The 19,495-nt window shown below is 44.7% G+C and carries 14 protein-coding genes; 5 read left to right on the forward strand and 9 right to left on the reverse strand.

The window, feature by feature from the left end; genetic code table 11:
- Positions 1 to 100: 100 nt before the first annotated feature.
- Positions 101 to 853 (reverse strand): helix-turn-helix domain-containing protein, encoded by a 753-nt coding sequence (locus tag NSQ38_RS22140; RefSeq protein ID WP_339790641.1) that lies wholly within the window; start codon positions 851 to 853, stop codon positions 101 to 103.
- 206 nt (positions 854 to 1,059) lie between these two features.
- Between NSQ38_RS22140 and NSQ38_RS22145 the strand changes: the two genes are divergently transcribed.
- Both NSQ38_RS22145 and NSQ38_RS22150 read left to right on the forward strand, forming a co-directional pair.
- A complete protein-coding gene (locus NSQ38_RS22145; RefSeq protein WP_047842809.1) occupies positions 1,060 to 1,188 on the forward strand; it encodes a DUF4023 family protein in 129 nt (42 codons plus the stop codon).
- Between the two features lie 95 nt (positions 1,189 to 1,283).
- Positions 1,284 to 1,544 carry a hypothetical protein gene (locus NSQ38_RS22150; RefSeq protein WP_091030953.1) on the forward strand — a complete coding sequence of 87 codons (261 nt, stop codon included), beginning with the start codon at positions 1,284 to 1,286 and terminating at the stop codon, positions 1,542 to 1,544.
- Positions 1,545 to 1,625: 81 nt separating this feature from the next.
- On the opposite strand, the gene NSQ38_RS22155 is transcribed toward NSQ38_RS22150, so the two are convergent.
- From NSQ38_RS22155 to NSQ38_RS22180, 6 genes are all read right to left on the reverse strand, one after another.
- A complete protein-coding gene (locus tag NSQ38_RS22155; RefSeq protein ID WP_339784074.1) occupies positions 1,626 to 3,269 on the reverse strand; it encodes an extracellular solute-binding protein in 1,644 nt (547 codons plus the stop codon).
- A 305-nt stretch (positions 3,270 to 3,574) separates the two neighbouring features.
- Entirely contained in the window at positions 3,575 to 5,254 is a 1,680-nt protein-coding gene (locus NSQ38_RS22160; protein ID WP_339784075.1) for a response regulator, read from the reverse strand.
- Between the two features lie 4 nt (positions 5,255 to 5,258).
- Complete coding sequence (locus NSQ38_RS22165; protein ID WP_339784076.1) at positions 5,259 to 7,007, reverse strand: histidine kinase; 1,749 nt, start codon at positions 7,005 to 7,007, stop codon at positions 5,259 to 5,261.
- A gap of 95 nt (positions 7,008 to 7,102) precedes the next feature.
- Complete coding sequence (locus tag NSQ38_RS22170) at positions 7,103 to 7,993, reverse strand: carbohydrate ABC transporter permease (RefSeq protein ID WP_062834211.1); 891 nt, start codon at positions 7,991 to 7,993, stop codon at positions 7,103 to 7,105.
- Between the two features lie 15 nt (positions 7,994 to 8,008).
- On the reverse strand, positions 8,009 to 8,914 hold the full coding sequence (locus NSQ38_RS22175) for an ABC transporter permease subunit (RefSeq protein WP_047842804.1): 906 nt from the start codon (positions 8,912 to 8,914) through the stop codon (positions 8,009 to 8,011).
- Positions 8,915 to 9,061: 147 nt separating this feature from the next.
- Complete coding sequence (locus NSQ38_RS22180) at positions 9,062 to 12,802, reverse strand: alpha-L-arabinofuranosidase C-terminal domain-containing protein (protein WP_339784077.1); 3,741 nt, start codon at positions 12,800 to 12,802, stop codon at positions 9,062 to 9,064.
- Between the two features lie 392 nt (positions 12,803 to 13,194).
- Between NSQ38_RS22180 and NSQ38_RS22185 the strand changes: the two genes are divergently transcribed.
- The gene (locus NSQ38_RS22185) at positions 13,195 to 15,612 is read left to right on the forward strand and encodes a family 43 glycosylhydrolase (RefSeq protein WP_339784078.1); all 2,418 of its coding nucleotides are present in this window, start codon (positions 13,195 to 13,197) and stop codon (positions 15,610 to 15,612) included.
- A gap of 136 nt (positions 15,613 to 15,748) precedes the next feature.
- On the opposite strand, the gene NSQ38_RS22190 is transcribed toward NSQ38_RS22185, so the two are convergent.
- Complete coding sequence (locus tag NSQ38_RS22190) at positions 15,749 to 16,303, reverse strand: XRE family transcriptional regulator (RefSeq protein WP_338594434.1); 555 nt, start codon at positions 16,301 to 16,303, stop codon at positions 15,749 to 15,751.
- Between the two features lie 129 nt (positions 16,304 to 16,432).
- Between NSQ38_RS22190 and NSQ38_RS22195 the strand changes: the two genes are divergently transcribed.
- On the forward strand, positions 16,433 to 17,014 hold the full coding sequence (locus NSQ38_RS22195; RefSeq protein ID WP_339784079.1) for a LysE family transporter: 582 nt from the start codon (positions 16,433 to 16,435) through the stop codon (positions 17,012 to 17,014).
- A gap of 53 nt (positions 17,015 to 17,067) precedes the next feature.
- On the opposite strand, the gene NSQ38_RS22200 is transcribed toward NSQ38_RS22195, so the two are convergent.
- Positions 17,068 to 18,045 (reverse strand): MBL fold metallo-hydrolase, encoded by a 978-nt coding sequence (locus NSQ38_RS22200; protein WP_339784080.1) that lies wholly within the window; start codon positions 18,043 to 18,045, stop codon positions 17,068 to 17,070.
- Positions 18,046 to 18,508: 463 nt separating this feature from the next.
- Here NSQ38_RS22200 and NSQ38_RS22205 point away from each other — a divergent pair, with 463 nt between their 5' ends.
- The gene (locus NSQ38_RS22205) at positions 18,509 to 19,486 is read left to right on the forward strand and encodes an alpha/beta hydrolase (RefSeq protein ID WP_339784081.1); all 978 of its coding nucleotides are present in this window, start codon (positions 18,509 to 18,511) and stop codon (positions 19,484 to 19,486) included.
- Positions 19,487 to 19,495 lie beyond the last annotated feature (9 nt).

Genomic DNA, 19,495 nt, shown 5'->3' on the forward strand with positions numbered 1-19,495 from the left:
CTACGATAGTAACCCATAAGGGTGAAAGTTTCAATAGTTATTTTCATGATTATTTTCAAACAAAGATATAACAAAAAAACTATTCTTCAAGAGAATAGTTTTAATAGATCAATCTGGTGAGCAGTTTCTCGATTTCAGCGTCCTGTAACAGTTGGTCACCATATTTTTTGGTAATTTGAGTAAGGGCAACATCATGATAGAAATAATCAGTCATCGCTTTAACAATCGGTTTGGACATCGTCTTGATCGCTCGCCATGAATCGTGCTCTACACCAGCAAACAGCAGATATGCATGATCCACAATAAGCAGCTGTGAAGGTTCTGGCGCATCAAGCAATGGAATCAACGAGTATATCCGGTTTAAGGATGTCTCCATTCCCCCAATGGCAAGCACTTCAACGTACACTCCCTGCTTTTCCTTCTGCTCCAGCAGTTCACGATATTTCTCCATTCGCTCATTCCAGGCCAGAAAAAGAATCGATGAATCTGCTTCTTCGATAAGCTGTTCGATATTCGACGCGATGGATGACTCATCTTTTAAAGTCCAGATATGTTCATCGGTGAATGTACGTTTGATTTTGTAACTCTTCAATTCCTCAATATCTTTCTCAAAATCAGCCTTGATCTTATGAATAATGGACTGAAGATCCACAGCCATATATAGTTTCTTCTTCCCATCCATCGTTGTCAGCACTGTTCCCTTGTCGATCAGGCGATTGAGCACTTCATAGATTTTGGCTTTGGGAACGTTGGAGTAATTAACAATCGATGTGGCATCAAGCGGTTCATCCTGGGCAAATATAGCCTCGTATACCTGACTTTCATATTGTGTAAACCCGAATTTCTGCAACATGGTTTGGATCGGCGCATCCCTTCTTAGTGTGTCTGGTCTATCTAGTTTAGACGCATGAACTTCCCATGTCCAGTATGTCCCAACTGACCTAAGCATGTGGAATCAAAATTAAATTTAGCGATGTCACCAAAATAAAATCACTTTCCAGTGGTTATATTAACAATCGGGAATACACATTTTGCTTGTGGAAGGAGCTGTAATTTAAAATGGAAAGTACTCAAGATTTTGTGAAGAAAGTTAACGAAAATGCCGAAAAAGCGCGTCACAATAAAAACAACGGCAAGGGAACGCCAGGGGACAAGTTGCCATCCAAACAGCACTCAACGAATAAGTAGAGTCTATTTATTAAACATCATGTCTTCCGTCTAACACCCTTTTCTCTACTTTTCATCTACTATTAAGAACCTTTAATAGAAAAGAGATGATTAGTATGGCTCGTGTCAATGCTGTTCCACAACCGGATCTGGTATTAATTTATTGGTCTAGAAATCCGCTCATTCCCGGTTCTGCGCGCAGAATCCAAAGTGTACGCGTGATTGGTAATACGTCTCCATGTACATTCACACTGGTTCCCGGTGCATTACTGATTAATGCATTAAACTGTTTGTTGGACAATGATATTGGATTCAAAGTGGTGTACCGCCAGAAAACGTCAGCGATCAGTGGAGTTCTGTTATTGAAACGCAAATGATCAGCATCAAAAAATGGTGCCTCCCTTTAGGAGCGCACCATTTTTTCATTTTTCATTCTTGGATTATATCAATTAGTCCTTCTATTGGTTAGCTGCGATGGTATCATTTACTTCTTGTGTGATCTGATCCCCGCCAAGTTTCTTCCAATTGGCTACAAAGTTATCAAACTCGTCAATTGACAAGTTACCATAGATGATTTTCAGAAACGTCTCGGCTCTCAGTTTATCCAGTGTTGCTTGCTTCGTATTCATTGTTCTCGTCGGTGCATAGATGAATTCATTCATGACAATGAGGTTATTATCCCGATAATATTTAATCACACCTTGTGAACTCTCTGGGCCAAAGATACGCTCCATATGCCACTTGTCGAGATTCCCATTCCGATAATCCATAATATCGTCATAGAACAGCTTCGCTTCGAGTTCCAATCCGGACGTATCTCCTGTTTTGAGCGCCTGCTCCACTTCATCCTGTGCCTTCACATTTTTGTTGGCTGGCAGGTTGGAGACCGTTGCATTATGAAAACCAAGACCTGTCAGTCCATTCAAATAAGCAGCCCGTTCTTCCTTGGCAGACTCACCGAACATTTTTTCAGCCTGGAAATTGAGCAACTTGATTAACGCTTCCGGATGATCGTAGCCTTTGCGAACGGCAAATATACCGCCCAGACTAAGATGATTCTGTGTTTTTGCTGGTTGATCATCAATCGATTGAACCGGGTAAGGCATCCAGTCGATGTTTTTGTCTTTTTTGATCATGCTGCTAACCTGAAAAGGTGCCCATTGTGGCAGGAAGAACATGCCTGACTTGCCTGCATTCACATCCTCCATCATTTTAGCAAAATCCTTCACGCCAAATTCGGGATCAAGCACACCCTTCTGATACAGAGTCTGAAGCTCACGTAATCCTTCTTTCACTTCGGGTTGGATCGTCCCATTCACGACTTGACCTGAAGCATCCTTAATCCAGGTTTCGAGATAACCATGATAACCAAGCAAGAACGCGTTTATAGGTAAATCTTTGTTCAAGGCAATGCCGTACGTATCATCTTTGCCATTTCCGTCTGGATCTTCGAAGGTAAAGGCTTCTGCAACCTGGATAACATCCTGCATGGATTTGGGCGCTCCAAGACCGACCTTTTTCAGCCAATCCTGACGAATCCAGATCATATCCGAGGAATCCAGCGAGCCTGGAAAACTCACCATGGCGTATATTTTGCCATCCTTCGTTACCGGCTTCAAACCTGCTCCATCCTCAGCAGACATGAACTCCTTCAACAGTTCGGATGCATACTTGTCATATACTTCGGTCAGATCCTCCAGCATTCCCGCTTCATGCAGTTGTTCGAATTGAACAGCACTCACTTTCAGTACATCCGGCAGATCACCACTCGCCAGCGTGACATTCATCTTATCGTTATAATTGGCATCTGGAACAATCCATTCGTACGTTACATCAATACCGAGTTCATCCTTGTACCCTCTGGTCCAGATGTTATTGGCGTGTGTATCTCCTTGGGCGAGCGATTCTTTCCCCGTTTCATTCATGGTGGAAGTCAATTTAATGGGTGGGTCATATGTCGTAAGTGGTCCTCCCGCATCCTGCTGTGTGTTCGACTCAGCTTCCTTCTCGGCACTTCCCGCACCAGACGAACAGGCAGCAAGTGTGGTGGCCAGTACCATGGTTAATGTTAATAATGAGAACTTCTTGAATGATATATTCATGCGAATCCCCCTTTTTTCTCCTCCCGTGAGGTATATAAGATGAACTATAAATATTAAACATCCACTCCGATAGCAGAATAACCTTCCGATCACTGTTATGCCCAGATTTCCTTTATCCCTTTTTCCAAGGGAGAAATCTGTTGATAAAGGCGAACGCTCCGCTTCTTCAGATTCTTTCTGCTCTCTCCGTTCATGGTTTAATTGTATTCATCTTATATATATTTTCATCTTACAAAGAAAGCGCTATCACTTCGAGTGTATCCCGTTGACATCTGGTATCTTTGATTTACCATTTGAGACATCATCTAACTTTTCTGATCCCGATACTCTTGAGGGGTGCAGCCTGTTGCTTTTTTGAAGAAACGATAAAAATAATGCTGATCACTAAATCCAACTTTCGCGGATATTTCATGCATCTTGCAGGAAGAACCCAGAAGCAACTCTTTGCTTCGCTCCACTCTGCGGTCATGGATGTAATCGGATATGCCTTTGCCTGTAATTCGTTTGTACCAACGCGACAGATAAGAAGGGTTAAGAGAAACTTCCTGTGCGATCCGTGTGAGTGAGAGGTCATCCTCCAGATGGTGCTTGATATAATGATGGATCGTGATCAGAATCTGTGATTGGTCGTTCAGGCGGGCATCGCTTCGTTTGGAGATCATCCATTCGTATGCCGATTGATAAAAGATGACCAGATCGGTCCATGCGGTATGAATATCAAAATGTAACATTCGGGACAGCGATATTTCTTCCATTGCCGATTCATATAACCCCAGTTCGTGCAGAACTTCAATGATTACGTTGGCTGCACCCGTATACGTTTTCATGCGAAAGAACGGATCCGGAAGTCCCTCCTTCGCTGCCTCGGTCCATTTATGGAAGGACTCTATCCATTCCCGATCCCCGGCGGTTATTCGCTGTTTGATCTGATCCAGATGTAGTGTTACAACACCCTGTTGATTCATAATGCTAGGGGTGTAAGGTAATTCATCCTGGATATTTACACGCAGTAGCTTCTCCATCCCAAGCCCGGGACTCTCATGAATCGACAGGCGTAACTGCCCGATTGCCTGATTAACCCTGCTCCACTCTACCGCCTGCTCGCTGACCATAATGGATACAGACAGGTTCAAGCAGTCCGCACAGGATTGCTGCACAGACTCCAATGTGCCATAGACAAAACGAAGGGTCTGTACCCAGCTATCCAGCTGACTCCCTTGATCTCCTTGCGTATCAGATACGTGTGACGGATACGTCTCTTGCGATTGAATAAAACACGCGATGACCTGAGTGTCCAGATCAATTGCTTTCACCTTGGCTTTGTCCTGCAGTAGCTCTTCTGCAACATTGGCAACGGCATAGCGGATGAGACTGCGATCCGCCTGAGACTGATAGTTGTTCCACTCCTCTACCCGGATGATCACTGGAATAACGAGTTGATCGGATTCGAAAGGCAGCTGCACAGCATCCAGTTCTTCTTGAAGTGAAATGATATCATGCCTATCCGTTCGCTTAAGCACATCCAGCAGCAATTGACGCTGTAACTGGGGCAGCGCTCTTGGTAATTTACTGCGAAACCAGGCAGCTTGGTAGCGAAAATCATTCTCTTCCGAGATCTGTGTTAATGCCCGTTCTACCGCAGCCCGAATGTGATTCATGCCCTCTGTCTTTAACAGGTAATCAACAACGCAAGGATTGCGAATGGCTTGGTGTGCATAATCGAATTCGTTATGACCTGTCAGCAAGAGAACTTTGCATCGTGGCCACCGGTCCATAATCTGCTCAATCAACTGCATGCCATCCATGCCAGGCATACAGATATCACTGAGTACAATATCAATCTTGACCGAGTTCAGCCAATCGATGGCTTCAAAGGCAGAGTATGCTTTAATAATCTCCATATCCTGAAAGTTCGCCTTTTGAAAGAAAGCATACAATCCATCCAAAATAACGGGTTCATCATCTACAATAAGCATCCGCTGCATGTCGCTACTCCCCTTTCCATGGAATCTTCACTATAATGCACAACCCACCGAGCTCACTTCGCTGCGCTGTAAGACCATAGGCAGCCCCGAATTTGATTCTTAATCGCTGATTCACATTCAAGAGCCCGGTTATCTCTTCGTTTCCATGTTTCCGCTCTATTTCCTCAAAGGCAGATTGCAGGTAATTCAACGTTTCGTCGGTTAACTGATCCCCATCATCCTCAATGCGAATGGACAGTTTGTCCTGATCCTGTTGGTACGATAGTTGTAGAATTCCTCCCTGGCTACGTTTGGCTAGTGCATACTCAAACACATTTTCCACGATCGGCTGGATAATAACTCTGGGAATCGAAATCATTTTGTACCTCGCATCCAGATCCTCCAATTCCAATTGAATCCTCGAACCAAACCGGATTTTCTGAATGGATGCATAGACCAGCGCATGGTCAATTTCAGCCCCCAACGACACCTCTGTATGAGAATCCCGAGACATGTACTTGAAATATTGACCCAGATAGTCGGTGAATTCCTGAATGAGCTCCACATTCTCCACCTCAGCCATCTGCTTGATGCTGAACAGACTGTTGTATAAAAAGTGAGGTTGAATCTGGGATTGCAGATGTTTAAGTTCCGCTTCACTTGTTCGAATCCGTGCAACATAATTCTCATCGATCAAAATATGTAAGCGCTCTATCATATGGTTGAATCGAGAGTACAAATAGCCGAATTCATCCCTTCTGGATGAAGGAATATGTACGCTTGTCTGGCCCTGTTCTGCCATCCTGAATCCTCGAATGAGTACCGCTAATGGTTGGTGAATCGATCTGTAGATCGAAAACGAGAAGACAATAATAATCACAACCGACATGAAGGTGACCATCCATAACCATACGTTGTATTGTTCCAGCGGTGCCCTCAGCACATCTTGCGGTATAGTGGCTGTCAGGGTGAACGAGTGATCCTTATCATGTAACGAATAATAGAGATATGGATCAGATTGAAACTTCGTAACTTGCATGGACTCGGACGGTTCAGGCGAAACTGTTCGAATCGGTTTAACAGGTGCTGGCTGTTCTGAAGAAGAGATCACTACATGTTGCTGTTCACCAAAACTCAGTGTAATCTCACTCTCACCCGTCTCCGACAGCTGTTGCAATCGGTGTTTCAATTCTTCAGCTGACAAGCGTATTCCTAATATGAAATTGGGCGGTTCCTCATGGTTCATGTTATATGGATTACTTTTCAGGAAATAGAGATCGTTATTGGAATGTGATAATTCGCCATTCAGATTCCCCATCGAGGCGAGCAGATTCTGCCATTCGTTATCCTCCACGTCGCGAATCCCGTCCGCAGCACTGACCCGTTTGTGTAGAGCAGGAACATAGTACACCACATCACTAATGTAGGGACTTGTCACCATGATCTGACCCAGCTTATTGTGGATATTGTTCAGACTGGACGTGACTTCATACCTGCTCATAATTGCGGCTCGTGTACTTAGTGTGGACATGGTTTCATCAAATGAAAATTCTGTAACAAGCGAACTCATTCGCTCCAATTCGAATTGCAGATGATTATGGTAGAAGTACAATTTGGACTCATGTGCCTTCTCCACCTCCGTCTGCATTTGATTGGAGCTGACTTGCGTAATCATAATGCTTATCCCATACAAGGGCAGAATGACCAGTACAAAAGCAATCATCAGTTTAACAACAATGGATGACTCTCTCCATCTCCCCCGGATGAATCGCAATGTTTCCCTCCTCCTCTCCTCACGCTCTCTCCTCAATAGCAAAAAAGGAGCCAGAAATCGGCTCCTTCCATCGATCGGTTTTCCTCCTATCGATCTTATCCCTTTACACTTCCAACGACAAGCCCATGAACGAAATACCGCTGCAGGAACGGATACACAAGCAGGATCGGAATAACGGACAAAAAGATCTGGGAAGCTTGGGTGGTTCTATCCGATACCTGACTTAAGAGCGTTGCATCCTCCAGCGTCATCATCTCACTCTGAATCATCGTCACCTGCTGCAACATGGACTGAAGATAGGTAGCAAGCGGATACCCTTCCGGACTTTTCATATAGATCATGCCATCAAACCAGGCGTTCCAGTGTCCCACCATGGCGAACAACGTAATGGTCGCGATACTTGGCAGAGAGATTGGAAGATAAATGCTCCATAGGGTGCGGAAATGTCCTGCCCCATCCATCCAGGAAGCTTCTTCAAGCTCCTTCGGTAATCCCCGGAAGAAATTAAGCATTAAAAGTACATTAAAGATCGGAACAGCGCCTGGCAAAATCAACGCCCAGATGGAATCCAGCAGCCCCGCTTCCTTAACCACCAGATAACCAGGGATCAATCCTCCACTGAATAACATGGTGAATACGAATATCCAGGCATAGAACGTTCTTGAACGGAATTTGGCAGCCTCTTTGGAGAGCGGATAAGCTACCAGAATCGTGAAGATCAGATTGGTCGTAACTCCTAGTACGACACGAAGAAGGCTAGTGCCGAACGAGTTCAGGAATTGCTGATTTTCCAGAATGTATTGATAGGAGGACAACGTGAAATCCACAGGCCAGAATGTGACGCTTCCTGCTTTGACCGCATCACTCGAACTAAATGAAATCGCTAATATATTCACAATCGGGAACAGACATAACAAGGCAAGAATCGTCAGGATGACGTAGTTAAACCCTAGGAACCACCGATAGGCTCTTGAAGCATGGTGCATGATTCTGCCTCCTTTCTAGAATATCCGATAATTCGCGAACCGATAGGCCAAGAAATAACCAAGTCCGATAAATATGAAGGACACGACAGATTTGATCAGACCCAACGCTGTCGAGACGGAATACTGTGCATCTTGCAATCCGATCCGGTAGATCATCGTATCCAAAATATCTCCTGACTCATATACCAGTGGGTTATAGAGGTTAAATACTTGGTCAAAGCCACCGTTGAGTACATTCCCCAGACTAAGCGTTACCATCAAAATGACGATCGGGCGAATGCCTGGCAGTGTGATATGCCATGTCTGTTTCCATCTTCCCGCACCATCCATAACAGAGGCCTCATATAGAGACTTATCAATATTCGTGAGGGCAGCCAGATAGATAATCGTACCAAATCCGAATTCTTTCCATTGGTCTGTGATGACTAGTATGTAAGGGAACCACTCATTACTGGCCAGGAATTGAATTGGGTCAATGCCCACGGCTTTCAGCAACATATTAACGATCCCGGTGCTTGGAGATAACACATCCACGATGATTCCCGCCAGAATAACCCATGAGAAAAAGTGAGGCATATAGATTACCGTCTGAATCGTTCGCTTAAATCCTGTCTTGCGAACCTCGTTGAGCAATAAGGCTACAAGCACCGGGATCACCAAGCCGGACACAATTTTCATCGTTGATATAAATACCGTATTCCATACAACCTGCGAGAACCCCGGCAGATCGAACAGATACCTGAAATTGTCCAAACCCACCCAATTCATATTTTTGAATCCGGCAATGGGAGAGAAATTCTGAAAGGCAATAGAGAGCCCCGCCATCGGAATGTAACCGAATACAATAATAATGAGCAGTCCAGGCAGAATCATGAGATGAAGTGGAACGTTTCGGATAAATTGTTTGTAGTTGGAACGCATAGCTGACTCCTCCTTCAACGTTAATTATAGGAGCAGCCAGATCACCGCAATAGTGTGGGCTATTTACTTTGGGTATCTTTTGTTGACCCTCTGCACTGGAACGCCAAAAAACCGCGATAATCGCGGTCTCTTGTTCATGATATGAATTTAATTCAGAATCTCCATAACTAATACATTCACTGAATGAGCTGTTAAGTTAACGACCACCGATGTCCCGGACAGTGTGATCTCCTGTTCTTGGGGAATCACTTTCTCATCATTCTTCTGATTCACATTTGGAATATGCACCAAATGATCTTCTCCAGTAAGTGTGATCAATCTGGCTGAAGCATCCACCTTCAGATCCTGAAGGCAAATCCGGGTTGATTTATCCACACCATCTGCATTGACCAGTTTCACATACACATAACGTTCATCTTTCGTAACAGAGTGGAATACTTCCCGGTTGTAAGCTTCCAGCTTGTAATCCAGAACTTTGCTGGTATTGTGACCATCTGTATAGGAGCAGATCAGATTCTTTCCTGTGTCCCCACCATAGTTAACCGTAATCGTATAATCGGTCCCATTCTCGAGTGGTTCATAGTTGGCCGCTCTTAGGTTACCTGCTGCTGAACTCGATGAATAATCTCCTAATGTGTAACCTTCGATCCCTTGTTTGTACACCTTCACTCCCGTGGCATTTCCCCCGTAACTGATTGCGTACTCGATGACATCCTTGTTCTCCGGTGAGATATCCGTCAGTCCCACACCGATGTAAAAACCATCCTCACCTGAAATTCTTTCAGCCTCAACGTGAACTTGGTAATTGGTCCATTCGTCATTCAGCAGGTACACTCCATTTAATCCACTTACTTGTGCGTTCAAGATGAGCCCTCTTCCTGCGGTTAACGTGTATCCTTCCGATCCGGGAATCTGTCTCCATGCCTCACTAGGCTGTGTACGTTCCCTGAAATCTTCATCTAGCAGTATGGTGCCATCCACATTGGACGTCACTGTAACTCGTTTCACCACGATGTCTGCATGACCTGTTGCAATCTCGATGCCGCCACGCGGAATGAGATTCAACGGTTTGCCTTTGCTATAGGTGGAGAACGAAGTTTCAAGTACCTGATTTCCTACATGTTTTGCAAAAAGCTGCTGTACATAATAATTCGGTGTATACCATACTGTTTCATCATCAAACCAGATGCAGTCTGGCGTCCAGCGGTAAGTACCGTCCGTTAGTACTTTGTTGAACAATGGCGCATAGGCAGCCAAACGAACAACATCTGCATTATTTTCAAACCCAGTCATGATCGCAGCTTCTGCGACCGCTCCTGCCAGCGTGTTTTTGTCCGTGGAAGCATATTCTCCAACAAATACTTTGGATGTTTCTTTCCAATCGATACTTCCGTCTTCAAGATAAGCCCGGTCATAATAGTTGTATCGATCTACGTTGTTCAGCAAATATTCATTGGAGCGGTAGTAGTGCTCATCTGCGATGGTGTCCATGTAATTGTCCTGATTCTCATACCAGGTTACGGTCTCCTCAATCACCTCAGCACCATCTGCAAAAGCAACCTGAGCTGACCCGGTGAGGTTCCCACTAAGGAACTTCCATCCTTCCTGGTACGCATCATCATCCGCCTGAGCACCAACCGTCGAGATAATGTGCAGCTCATGATCAGGATAGTTCTGTTTCATGTACTCATCTATTGAACGTTTGAATACTTCGAAGTTGGCAAAAAATTCATTGCCCCAGTTCTCATTACCTACACCCAGATAACGAAGATCAAACGGTTCAGGATGGCCCATCTGGCTTCGTACAGCCGCCCATTCGTTGTGTTCAAAGTCTGTACTGAGCGCAAAGTCAATCAGATCTGTAAAGTTGCGGATATAATAATCCCTTAAAGCGCCACCCGCAGGGTGAGCATAATCCGAGCGTGCCTGACACAACACACCGCAAGCCATGACTGGAACCGGAGCGGCATTCAGATCTTCCGCCAGTTGGAAGTACTCCATATAACCGAGGCCCATCGTCATCATGTAACCCCAGACATTATAATTCTCTTTACGCAGCTCAACAGGTCCCACAGAATCCTTCCAATCGTATACGTTGTCCCATATAAAGGACCCTTCCGAGATACATCCTCCCGGAAAACGCAGGAACTTCGGATGCAGATCTGCGAGTGCCTGAATTAGATCTTTTCTCAATCGATAGTTTGGATTACCTGTGTAGTTGGCATGTGCTGTAGCGGATATTCCTTCTTCTGTCGGATCAGCTCCCCATACATTCCGAGGCACCAAGGAGACCATATCGACGGAGATGTCACCTGCAAACGTAAGTGCCAGTTGACCAAGTACAGTCTCCGTTCCGGTCAGGGACAAGCCGTATTTTTTCCATGTGTTCCCGCCCTCAACATGCAGCGTTACCGAATCACTGATGGAAATGTCACTTCCATCCTGCAATTGAACAGTAATCTTTCCTGCCGATGCTGCTTTTGCCCATACGGTAAAATCATACGCCTCACCCTGCTTGATGGACATGGCACAATGCTGGTTGGAGTCTGAGAATCCACGATTTTGAATCGTTGCCCCATCCTGAACCGTTACATAATAAGCATTTACTTCAGGGTCTTGCACGTTAAAGTGAACGTTCAGTCCATTCGTATGCTGTACGAACATTTTCTCCGTATCACCTGACCAGGCAAACAAAGGTTCACGATTTCGACCTGTCGAACAACCACATTCCCCTGAGTCATGTGAATATGTGTCAAATGCAAAGGATTCAAATGATCGATTCTGAACAAGCTCCGCATAGATACCGCCATCTGCCGCGTTATTAATATCCTCGTAGAACAAACCATACATCACTTCACTGATATCAGCCACCATCTGATCTCCATGGATAGTGACCGTATAAGGCGGGACATGCGCTGGTACAACAGACACGTCAAAGCTTTGGCTCAGCTTGCTTTCACCTTTTGTCAGAAGCGCACGCAGCGTAACTTCTTGTGCCGATGTGATTACCTGAACTTTTCCGTTCTCGGACAAGACTTCCGGCTCACTTGAACTCCAATTCACCGTGACTTTACCACCCAACAAATCTGCAGGCAGTGACACATCTTTGGTGATGATTCGGTTGGGGAAGGACAAGTACTTGTCTGCGGCAAGCTTCACAATCGCTTCATCTGTCAGTGACTCACACATCACTTCAATGACTTCATCCATGGTGAGCGCTGCCCCATAGATCCGAAAGTCGGATAACGAACCTGCAAAATCTACATCCGCTGCATACTGGGAACGTGCAATATAATTCTGGCTATAGTTCTCAGGATCGGTGAAAGAATCAAACCATTCGCGCAGTTTGGCATAATTGCCACTGGACGTCTGACTGATCGAACCGTCTGCGGCCTTCTCCCCGTTCACATACACAATCGGACCCGCACTGCTCAACGTCCCCCCTTGGCTGCCTGCCACAGAGAGTGCAATATGCAGCCATTCTCCACTTGCAACTCCTCGACTTGGGTGTACAACCAGATTATCGCCGGCATTTAACGTACCCAGAAGCTGACGCGTCAGAAACATATACGGCCCCTTCTCGCCTTTGCCAAAGTCAAAAATGCGTTCCCACACATTGGACCCTTTGCCGAGAAATACCCAAGTGGCAATAGTAACTCCAGTGTTATCGCTTACATCCTGAAGCAGATTCGAGGGTAATTGCAGATAAGAGGTTCCATTCGCTCCCCCGTTGAAAGTCACCGCCGTTCTGCCTTTCAACTCGGATATCACAGGTCGAATCTCACCTTTGGCTATACCATCATGTCCCTTACCCGAGCTGTCCTTCCCGATCTGAACGGTATCTTCAAACTTGTATTGTGCAATTAATTGATTTTGATATGTGGTCATGTTCTTACCTCCTATGTAGTTGGGAATTGTCGTTAAAGAATACTCACCTTTAATTCGTATAAGTTTAAAATGATTGATAAATAGTTAAATGCCTAATCTAAACGTAATAATATCCCATCACATAACCTAATTTCAATCCTAAATTTGAGAAATATGACTGGTTTATTTGAATTCAAGAAGCTTTATGAGCTCTTCCCGTCTCTCTTTATTTATTCATTTTAGTCTTATAAACATCACATTTATGGTTTACAAACATATAAATCAATTGATAATATAACAAATGAAAGCGCTTGATATAATGAAATACCCAAAGGAGGTCTGTCGAACCTTATATCGTGTGTTGCCAAGTATCGGGTTATTTTTCATTCCGGGAAATAGGAAAGGGGAAACGTATGAAACGTTATTGGGTACGCGTACTTAACATTTCTGTACTAAGCACCACATTACTTACTGCAACAACTTTGGCACCGGTCTCGGTGTTCGCAAATGGTTCAGAGGCACCCGTGGGTAACTCGCAGACTTCCACCACAACTATCGCAACTCCTGCTCCATCATTCAAAAATGTTTCTGTGCATGACCCTTCCGTCATTAAGGTGGATGATACGTTTTATATTTTTGGTTCACACCTGCAAGTAGCCAAGTCCAAAGACTTTTTGAACTGGGATCTCGTCGCCTCCGGCGTTACAGATAACAATCCTGTTGTCCCCAATGTAACCAAGGAATTCGCTGAAGCGTTGGAGTGGGCGCAGACGGATACGTTATGGGCAGCAGATGTCATTCAACTCGCGGACGGCAAATTTTATATGTACTACAATGCTTGTAAAGGGGACTCCCCGCGATCAGCGCTCGGCATTGCTGTCGCAGACAATATCGAAGGCCCTTATAAGGATCAAGGCATTCTGTTGAAATCCGGCATGTGGGATCAGATCAGTGAGGATGGTACCATTTACGATGCAACGATTCATCCCAATGTGGTTGATCCTGATGTCTTTTATGATAAAAACGGCAAGTTGTGGATGGTGTATGGCTCGTATTCCGGAGGGATTTTCATTCTGGAGATGGACGCGACGACAGGTAAACCACTGCCAAATCAAGGTTATGGCAAAAAGCTGACCGGAGGCAATCATAGTCGTATTGAAGCCCCTTACATGCTCTACAGTCCGGAAACCGATTATTATTATCTGTACCTGTCTTACGGTGGACTAGGTGCTGATGGAGGATACAACATTCGTGTTGCTCGCTCCCAAACACCGGATGGACCTTTCCTCGATGCGGAAGGAAACGATATGATCAACGTTAAAGCGGACAAGGATAAACCGTTGTTTGATGATCGTTCTATTGAGCCATTTGGAGTCAAATTGATGGGGAACTTCCTGTTCGAGAGACAGATCGGTGATCCAGGCACAGGCCTAGGTAGCGGCTATGTATCGCCAGGGCATAACTCTGCTTATATTGATCCGGAGACTGGCAAACAATTTCTCATCTTCCATACCCGCTTTCCAGGGCGTGGCGAAGAGCATGAAGTTCGCGTACATGAGATGCATATGAATGCAGATGGTTGGCCCGTTGTTTCTCCATATCGCTATGCGGCTTTGGGAGAAGATACCACGCAACTGACAACTCAGGATATCGCCGGTCAGTACCAATGGGTGAATCATGGTAAGGACATCACGGCGGACATCAAGCCATCCCAGACCGTTCAGTTCACGGCAGATGGGCAGATTCATGGTGCCGTGACAGGAACGTGGAGTCTTGGTGCAGACAACAAGGTTCAGATCACTTCGAATAACGTTTTGTACAAAGGCGTTTTCACACATGAATGGAATTCGGAATCTCAAAGTACGGTTCTGACCTTTAGCGCCCTCTCCTCCTCCGGGATAGCCATCTGGGGAAGTCAAGGTGTTGAACGGAGTGATCAAGACATTGTAGATGCGGTGAAAAAGGATCTGAGCATTGGTAATACAGATCAAGTGTTCTTTAATCTGTCTCTGCCTACCAAGGGAACAAGTGATGCAGAGATTACGTGGAAAAGCTCCAATGCTTCGGCTCTATCCACTACAGGTGTAGTACAGCGACCACGCGCCGGTAAGGGCGATGCCAAAGTAAAATTAACTGCAACGATTCGTAAAGGAACTGCGGTAAGCTCCAAAACGTTTAACGTTATCATTCCACAGCAAGCGGTAAGCCCGTTGCTCGGGGAGTATACTTTTGAACACAAAAAACTTGCCAAAGTCGCACAGGATTCCAGTAAAAACGAATATCACGGACAAGCCTTTAACGTGGTCAGTTCTGCTGCCGGTGGCAAAAATCAGGCTGCCACATTTAATGGGACAGACAGTTTCATACAGTTACCTGGACTCATTACAGATACAACGGATTTTACGTTTAGCGCTTGGGTCAATTGGGACGGCGGCGGGTCCTGGCAGCGTATTTTCGACTTTGGAAATGGTTTGACCAGGCATATGTTCCTTACTCCCTCCCAGCATAATGGAGCGCTACAATTCACCATTCATAATGAGGGTCGAGATCAGAACCTGATTGCAGCAAATCCACTGCCTTCCAAAGCGTGGGTTCATGTGGCTGTAACCCTTCAGGGTGATGTGGGTACTCTATATGTGAATGGTACATCGGTTGCAAGCAGCTCTGAGATTACTTTTAACCCGAAAGATCTAAAGGTAACGGAAGCTTATGTGGGCAAGAGTCGTTATGCGGCTGATCCGTTCTACAAAGGGAGTCTGGATAACGTAAGAGTGTATGATAAAGCATTAACAACCAAGGAAATCCAGCGTCAGGCCAAAGAAAAGCCTTAACTTAGAGTCCCCAATCGCAAGCGGTTGGGCTCCATAGTGCACACATCATAAAGCAGCTAATGTATCGAACTGCACCCCATTTGTTAGAGACAACTAACAGCGGCGTTGCAGTTCATTACATCAGGCTGCTTTATTGTCACTTCGAATAATGGATGACCATGTTGAATTTGCTCTCCTTAGCACCGGAGTTAACATAGGCATGAGGCTTGTCCGCTCCAAAACGAATTGACTCCCCTTGGTTCACCGTATATTCTTCCGTCCCTACCCGAATCGTAACTTCCCCTTCAAAAACAGTAATAAATTCTTCCGTACCTTCGATATGCGGTTCAGCTTTCAACTCAGACTTGGGGTCCATCTCCATCATATATATTTCAAACCGACGACCCTCTTCAAAAGGAAAATGCGGATAAATCCGAACCCTTCCCTCATCCTCCATCAATACTTGAATATCATCGCCCGTTACAACGGTCGTATCTGACTTCGGCTCGTGAATCAAAGCAGTGAAGGAAGTTTTCAGGCCATTAGCAATCTTCCATACGGTTGCAATGGAGGGATTGGATTCGCCACGTTCAATCTGACCAAGCATGGTCTTGCTAATACCAGACATTTCGGCGACCTTGTCCAGACTAAGCTTTCTTTGTTCCCTAAGCTGTTTCAGGTTCTGAGCAAGAATACTATTAATGTTTTTCAAAATCCATCCTCCTCATTTTATAATTATGTTGTGCTATATAACGCACATGTTGTACAATAATAAAGACCGTACGCTATAACGTACATTTCAGGTCATTATATCACACAACTAAGATGACGTGGAGGAACCATGAACATTATACCTTTAGTGACCTATGCAATCATCGCTTCATTTACACCCGGACCCAACAACATCATTTCCATGACGCATGCAAAAAATCAAGGGTTTCGCAAGACCCTTCCGTTTATTAGTGGAGTTGCAGCCGGCTGCCTGCTAATTATGTTTCTGTCCAGTTATTTCAACCTTATTCTTCATCAATATATTCCCAAGATCACACCCGTCTTGAACGTGTTAGGATGTGTGTACATGCTATATCTGGCGTTCAAAATCATGCGAAGTAAACCTGCAGATGCGCAAGAAAACAAGGTCAATCATTATTCATTTCTATTTGGGTTCACCCTGCAATTTATCAATCCCAAAGTCATTCTGTATGGGCTTACTGCCATATCCGTTTTTGTTCTGCCTCTTGGGCAGTCCCATGTTCAATTAATCGTATTTTCCTTACTGCTCACCTTCATCGGCATTAGTGCCAATATGACCTGGGCGTTCGGTGGCATGTTATTCCAGAGCTTTCTATTAAAATACGAGCGTCCTGTTAATATCGTAATGGGTATGTTGTTAATTTACAGTGCACTATCAATCCTGATGTAAAATGTAATAGAAAAAGCGTCCACTCATTCGATGAGCTGAACGCTTTTATTTTTTCATCCCAATTCCGGTCTCCACCATGGATGTGTAGGGTAATCCTCCGTATGAAGCACAACCTTTTCGCCGATTTTGGGTGTTGCAATCTTAACTTGCAAGGCATGTCCAGCCTTCGTAATTCGTTCGACTGGTTCATTCCAGGCATGATAGGCCAGCGTAAATGCGGCCCAATGAATCGGGATAAGCAACTTCCCCTTTACATCCAAGTGTGCTTGCACCGTTTCTTCCGGCATCATGTGAATGTTGGACCACCGCTCGTCATATTGCCCACATTCCATCAAGGTGAGGTCAAATGGACCGTATTTACTGCCAATTTCCTTGAAATGAGGACCGTATCCGCTGTCACCACTAAAGAACACCTTTGTATGTTGTCCAGCGATAACCCACGAACACCATAAGGTAGAATTACGGTCGAATAATCCTCTGCCCGAAAAATGTCTTGCTGGTGTACAAGCAAATGTTAGACCTTTGAACGTAAACTCATCCCACCAGTTATGCTCTGTAATCTGTTCCGAAGGCACACCCAGTTGAATTAGCCTTCGACGTACCCCAAGCGGTACGATAAATCGCTTTGTTTTATCCTTCAATCTGCGGATGGAGTTATAATCCAGATGATCATAATGGTCATGCGATATAATGATTGCATCCAGAACCGGGAAATCCTCCGGCTGAATCGGTAGATTCGTGCTGTAACGTTTGGTACCCACCCAGGATACAGGGGATGGACGATTGCCCAGCATCGGATCAAAGAGCAACCTGTGCCCTTCAATTTCAAGGAAAAAGGCTGAATGGCCAAACCATGTAACCTGCGAATTATCGGAAGCACTGAATGAGTCTGCAGGTTCACATACCTCCATGGGCATCGTGCCTGATGGCCTCCGCTCTACATTGCCACGCATGGAATCTCTCAATATACTGATTAGGGACTTGAAGTTCATACCGGCTGATGTCGGGAGCTGATTTTCGTATTTTGTCATTATACATACCTTCTGTTCTATATAATCAATCTGTGATTCAACTTTTGATTAAGATATATCAACTATATCAGTTGAACTATACATTGACACTAGAACGTAGAGGACAGAAATAGCCTAAAGAAGCGGAGCTAAAAGCTTTCTGGGGAAAGCTGCTTCGTAAGCATAAACTCGCCTTTATCACCAGATTATCACCGTTATAAAAGTGAATCAAAAAAATCTGGGGATAACAGCGATCGGAAGGTTATTCTGTCATCGGAGTGAGCAGTGTAAATATTCTTTAGTTCAACTTATATCGTAGCTATATATTAATTCATTGGCCGTTGATATACAATTTTCACTAGAACACGCCCTTCTCCCTTGATCAGAAATAAACTCAATTAAGATAGAATTAAGACTCTGTTTTCTCTCCTATAAGATTGGGCATATATGATAGAGAAAATACATGGAGAGTATGTGAGAGAACATGAAGAAATGGCGTAAAAGATTAGTTAAGTTTTTGATATTTGACCTCGCGGTAATTCTGTTGCTTCTGGGTACAGGCGTGATCTACCAACAAATAGGGGTAAGGCAGGATGTAAAAATGCTCGTACCTCCTGGAAAGCTCTACAACGTACATGGAGACAATATGCATCTATATACTGGCGGAGAAGGCGATGTAACGGTTGTACTCGCCTCTGGCTGGGGGACCGCTAATCCCTATGTAGATTATTATCCATTATATGAAAAGCTTGCTCCAAACACAAAATTCGCTGTATATGATCGATTTGGCTATGGATACAGTGATCAGACCGATAAGAAACGTGATGTCGATACCGTAGCTGAAGAATTACACGAATTGTTGCAGGTATCTGGACAGAAGCCACCTTATGTATTGGTTGGACATTCACTCGGCTCGCTGGAGACCATCCGTTTCGCACAAAAATACCCGGATCTCGTCAAGGGTATCGTCATGATTGATGGCGGAAGCCCCGAATATTATTCAAATGACGATGACTCTTTGGCAGACACAATTGGTGGTTTTGCGAATAAATTCCGTATCCAAACCGGACTATTCCGTCTCTCCATGCAATCTGACTTGGTTGTCGAAACTTCCAATGCCAATCGTAATGAACTGAAACTTGTACCCGAAGATCTGAAAAAACTGGATACAACTGCGCTGTTGCACAACTATGGTAATGTTAATACGTTGGATGAATTACGTGAAATAGCTGCCAATGCCAAAGTGGTCGTAGATCACAAGCAAACCTTACCGTTTCCACTCACCATACTGACAGCTGACTACCTTGGTGCAAGTGAACCCGAATGGGATAAATCACAATCAGAATTCAAATCTTGGTCAGATGATTCAAAACAGGTAACCATTAAAGATACCGATCATTACATCCATCAATATCGCCCTGACCTCGTTGCGAATGAAATATTGGCCCTGGTGAAGAAGTAACGTACACTC

The organism is Paenibacillus sp. FSL R7-0313 (genome assembly GCF_037969885.1).
Taxonomy (GTDB): domain Bacteria; phylum Bacillota; class Bacilli; order Paenibacillales; family Paenibacillaceae; genus Paenibacillus.

What these genes read in the sequence shown, in the direction of transcription:
- NSQ38_RS22145 (WP_047842809.1), top strand. Translation starts at nt 1,060, where the DNA reads ATGGAAAGTACTCAAGATTTTGTGAAGAAAGTTAACGAAAATGCCGAA.
- NSQ38_RS22180 (WP_339784077.1), bottom strand. Translation starts at nt 12,802, where the DNA reads ATGACCACATATCAAAATCAATTAATTGCACAATACAAGTTTGAAGAT.
- NSQ38_RS22205 (WP_339784081.1), top strand. Translation starts at nt 18,509, where the DNA reads ATGAAGAAATGGCGTAAAAGATTAGTTAAGTTTTTGATATTTGACCTC.
- NSQ38_RS22140 (WP_339790641.1), bottom strand. Translation starts at nt 853, where the DNA reads ATGTTGCAGAAATTCGGGTTTACACAATATGAAAGTCAGGTATACGAG.
- NSQ38_RS22160 (WP_339784075.1), bottom strand. Translation starts at nt 5,254, where the DNA reads ATGCAGCGGATGCTTATTGTAGATGATGAACCCGTTATTTTGGATGGA.
- NSQ38_RS22175 (WP_047842804.1), bottom strand. Translation starts at nt 8,914, where the DNA reads ATGCGTTCCAACTACAAACAATTTATCCGAAACGTTCCACTTCATCTC.
- NSQ38_RS22195 (WP_339784079.1), top strand. Translation starts at nt 16,433, where the DNA reads ATGAACATTATACCTTTAGTGACCTATGCAATCATCGCTTCATTTACA.
- NSQ38_RS22185 (WP_339784078.1), top strand. Translation starts at nt 13,195, where the DNA reads ATGAAACGTTATTGGGTACGCGTACTTAACATTTCTGTACTAAGCACC.
- NSQ38_RS22155 (WP_339784074.1), bottom strand. Translation starts at nt 3,269, where the DNA reads ATGAATATATCATTCAAGAAGTTCTCATTATTAACATTAACCATGGTA.
- NSQ38_RS22200 (WP_339784080.1), bottom strand. Translation starts at nt 18,045, where the DNA reads ATGACAAAATACGAAAATCAGCTCCCGACATCAGCCGGTATGAACTTC.
- NSQ38_RS22170 (WP_062834211.1), bottom strand. Translation starts at nt 7,993, where the DNA reads ATGCACCATGCTTCAAGAGCCTATCGGTGGTTCCTAGGGTTTAACTAC.
- NSQ38_RS22150 (WP_091030953.1), top strand. Translation starts at nt 1,284, where the DNA reads ATGGCTCGTGTCAATGCTGTTCCACAACCGGATCTGGTATTAATTTAT.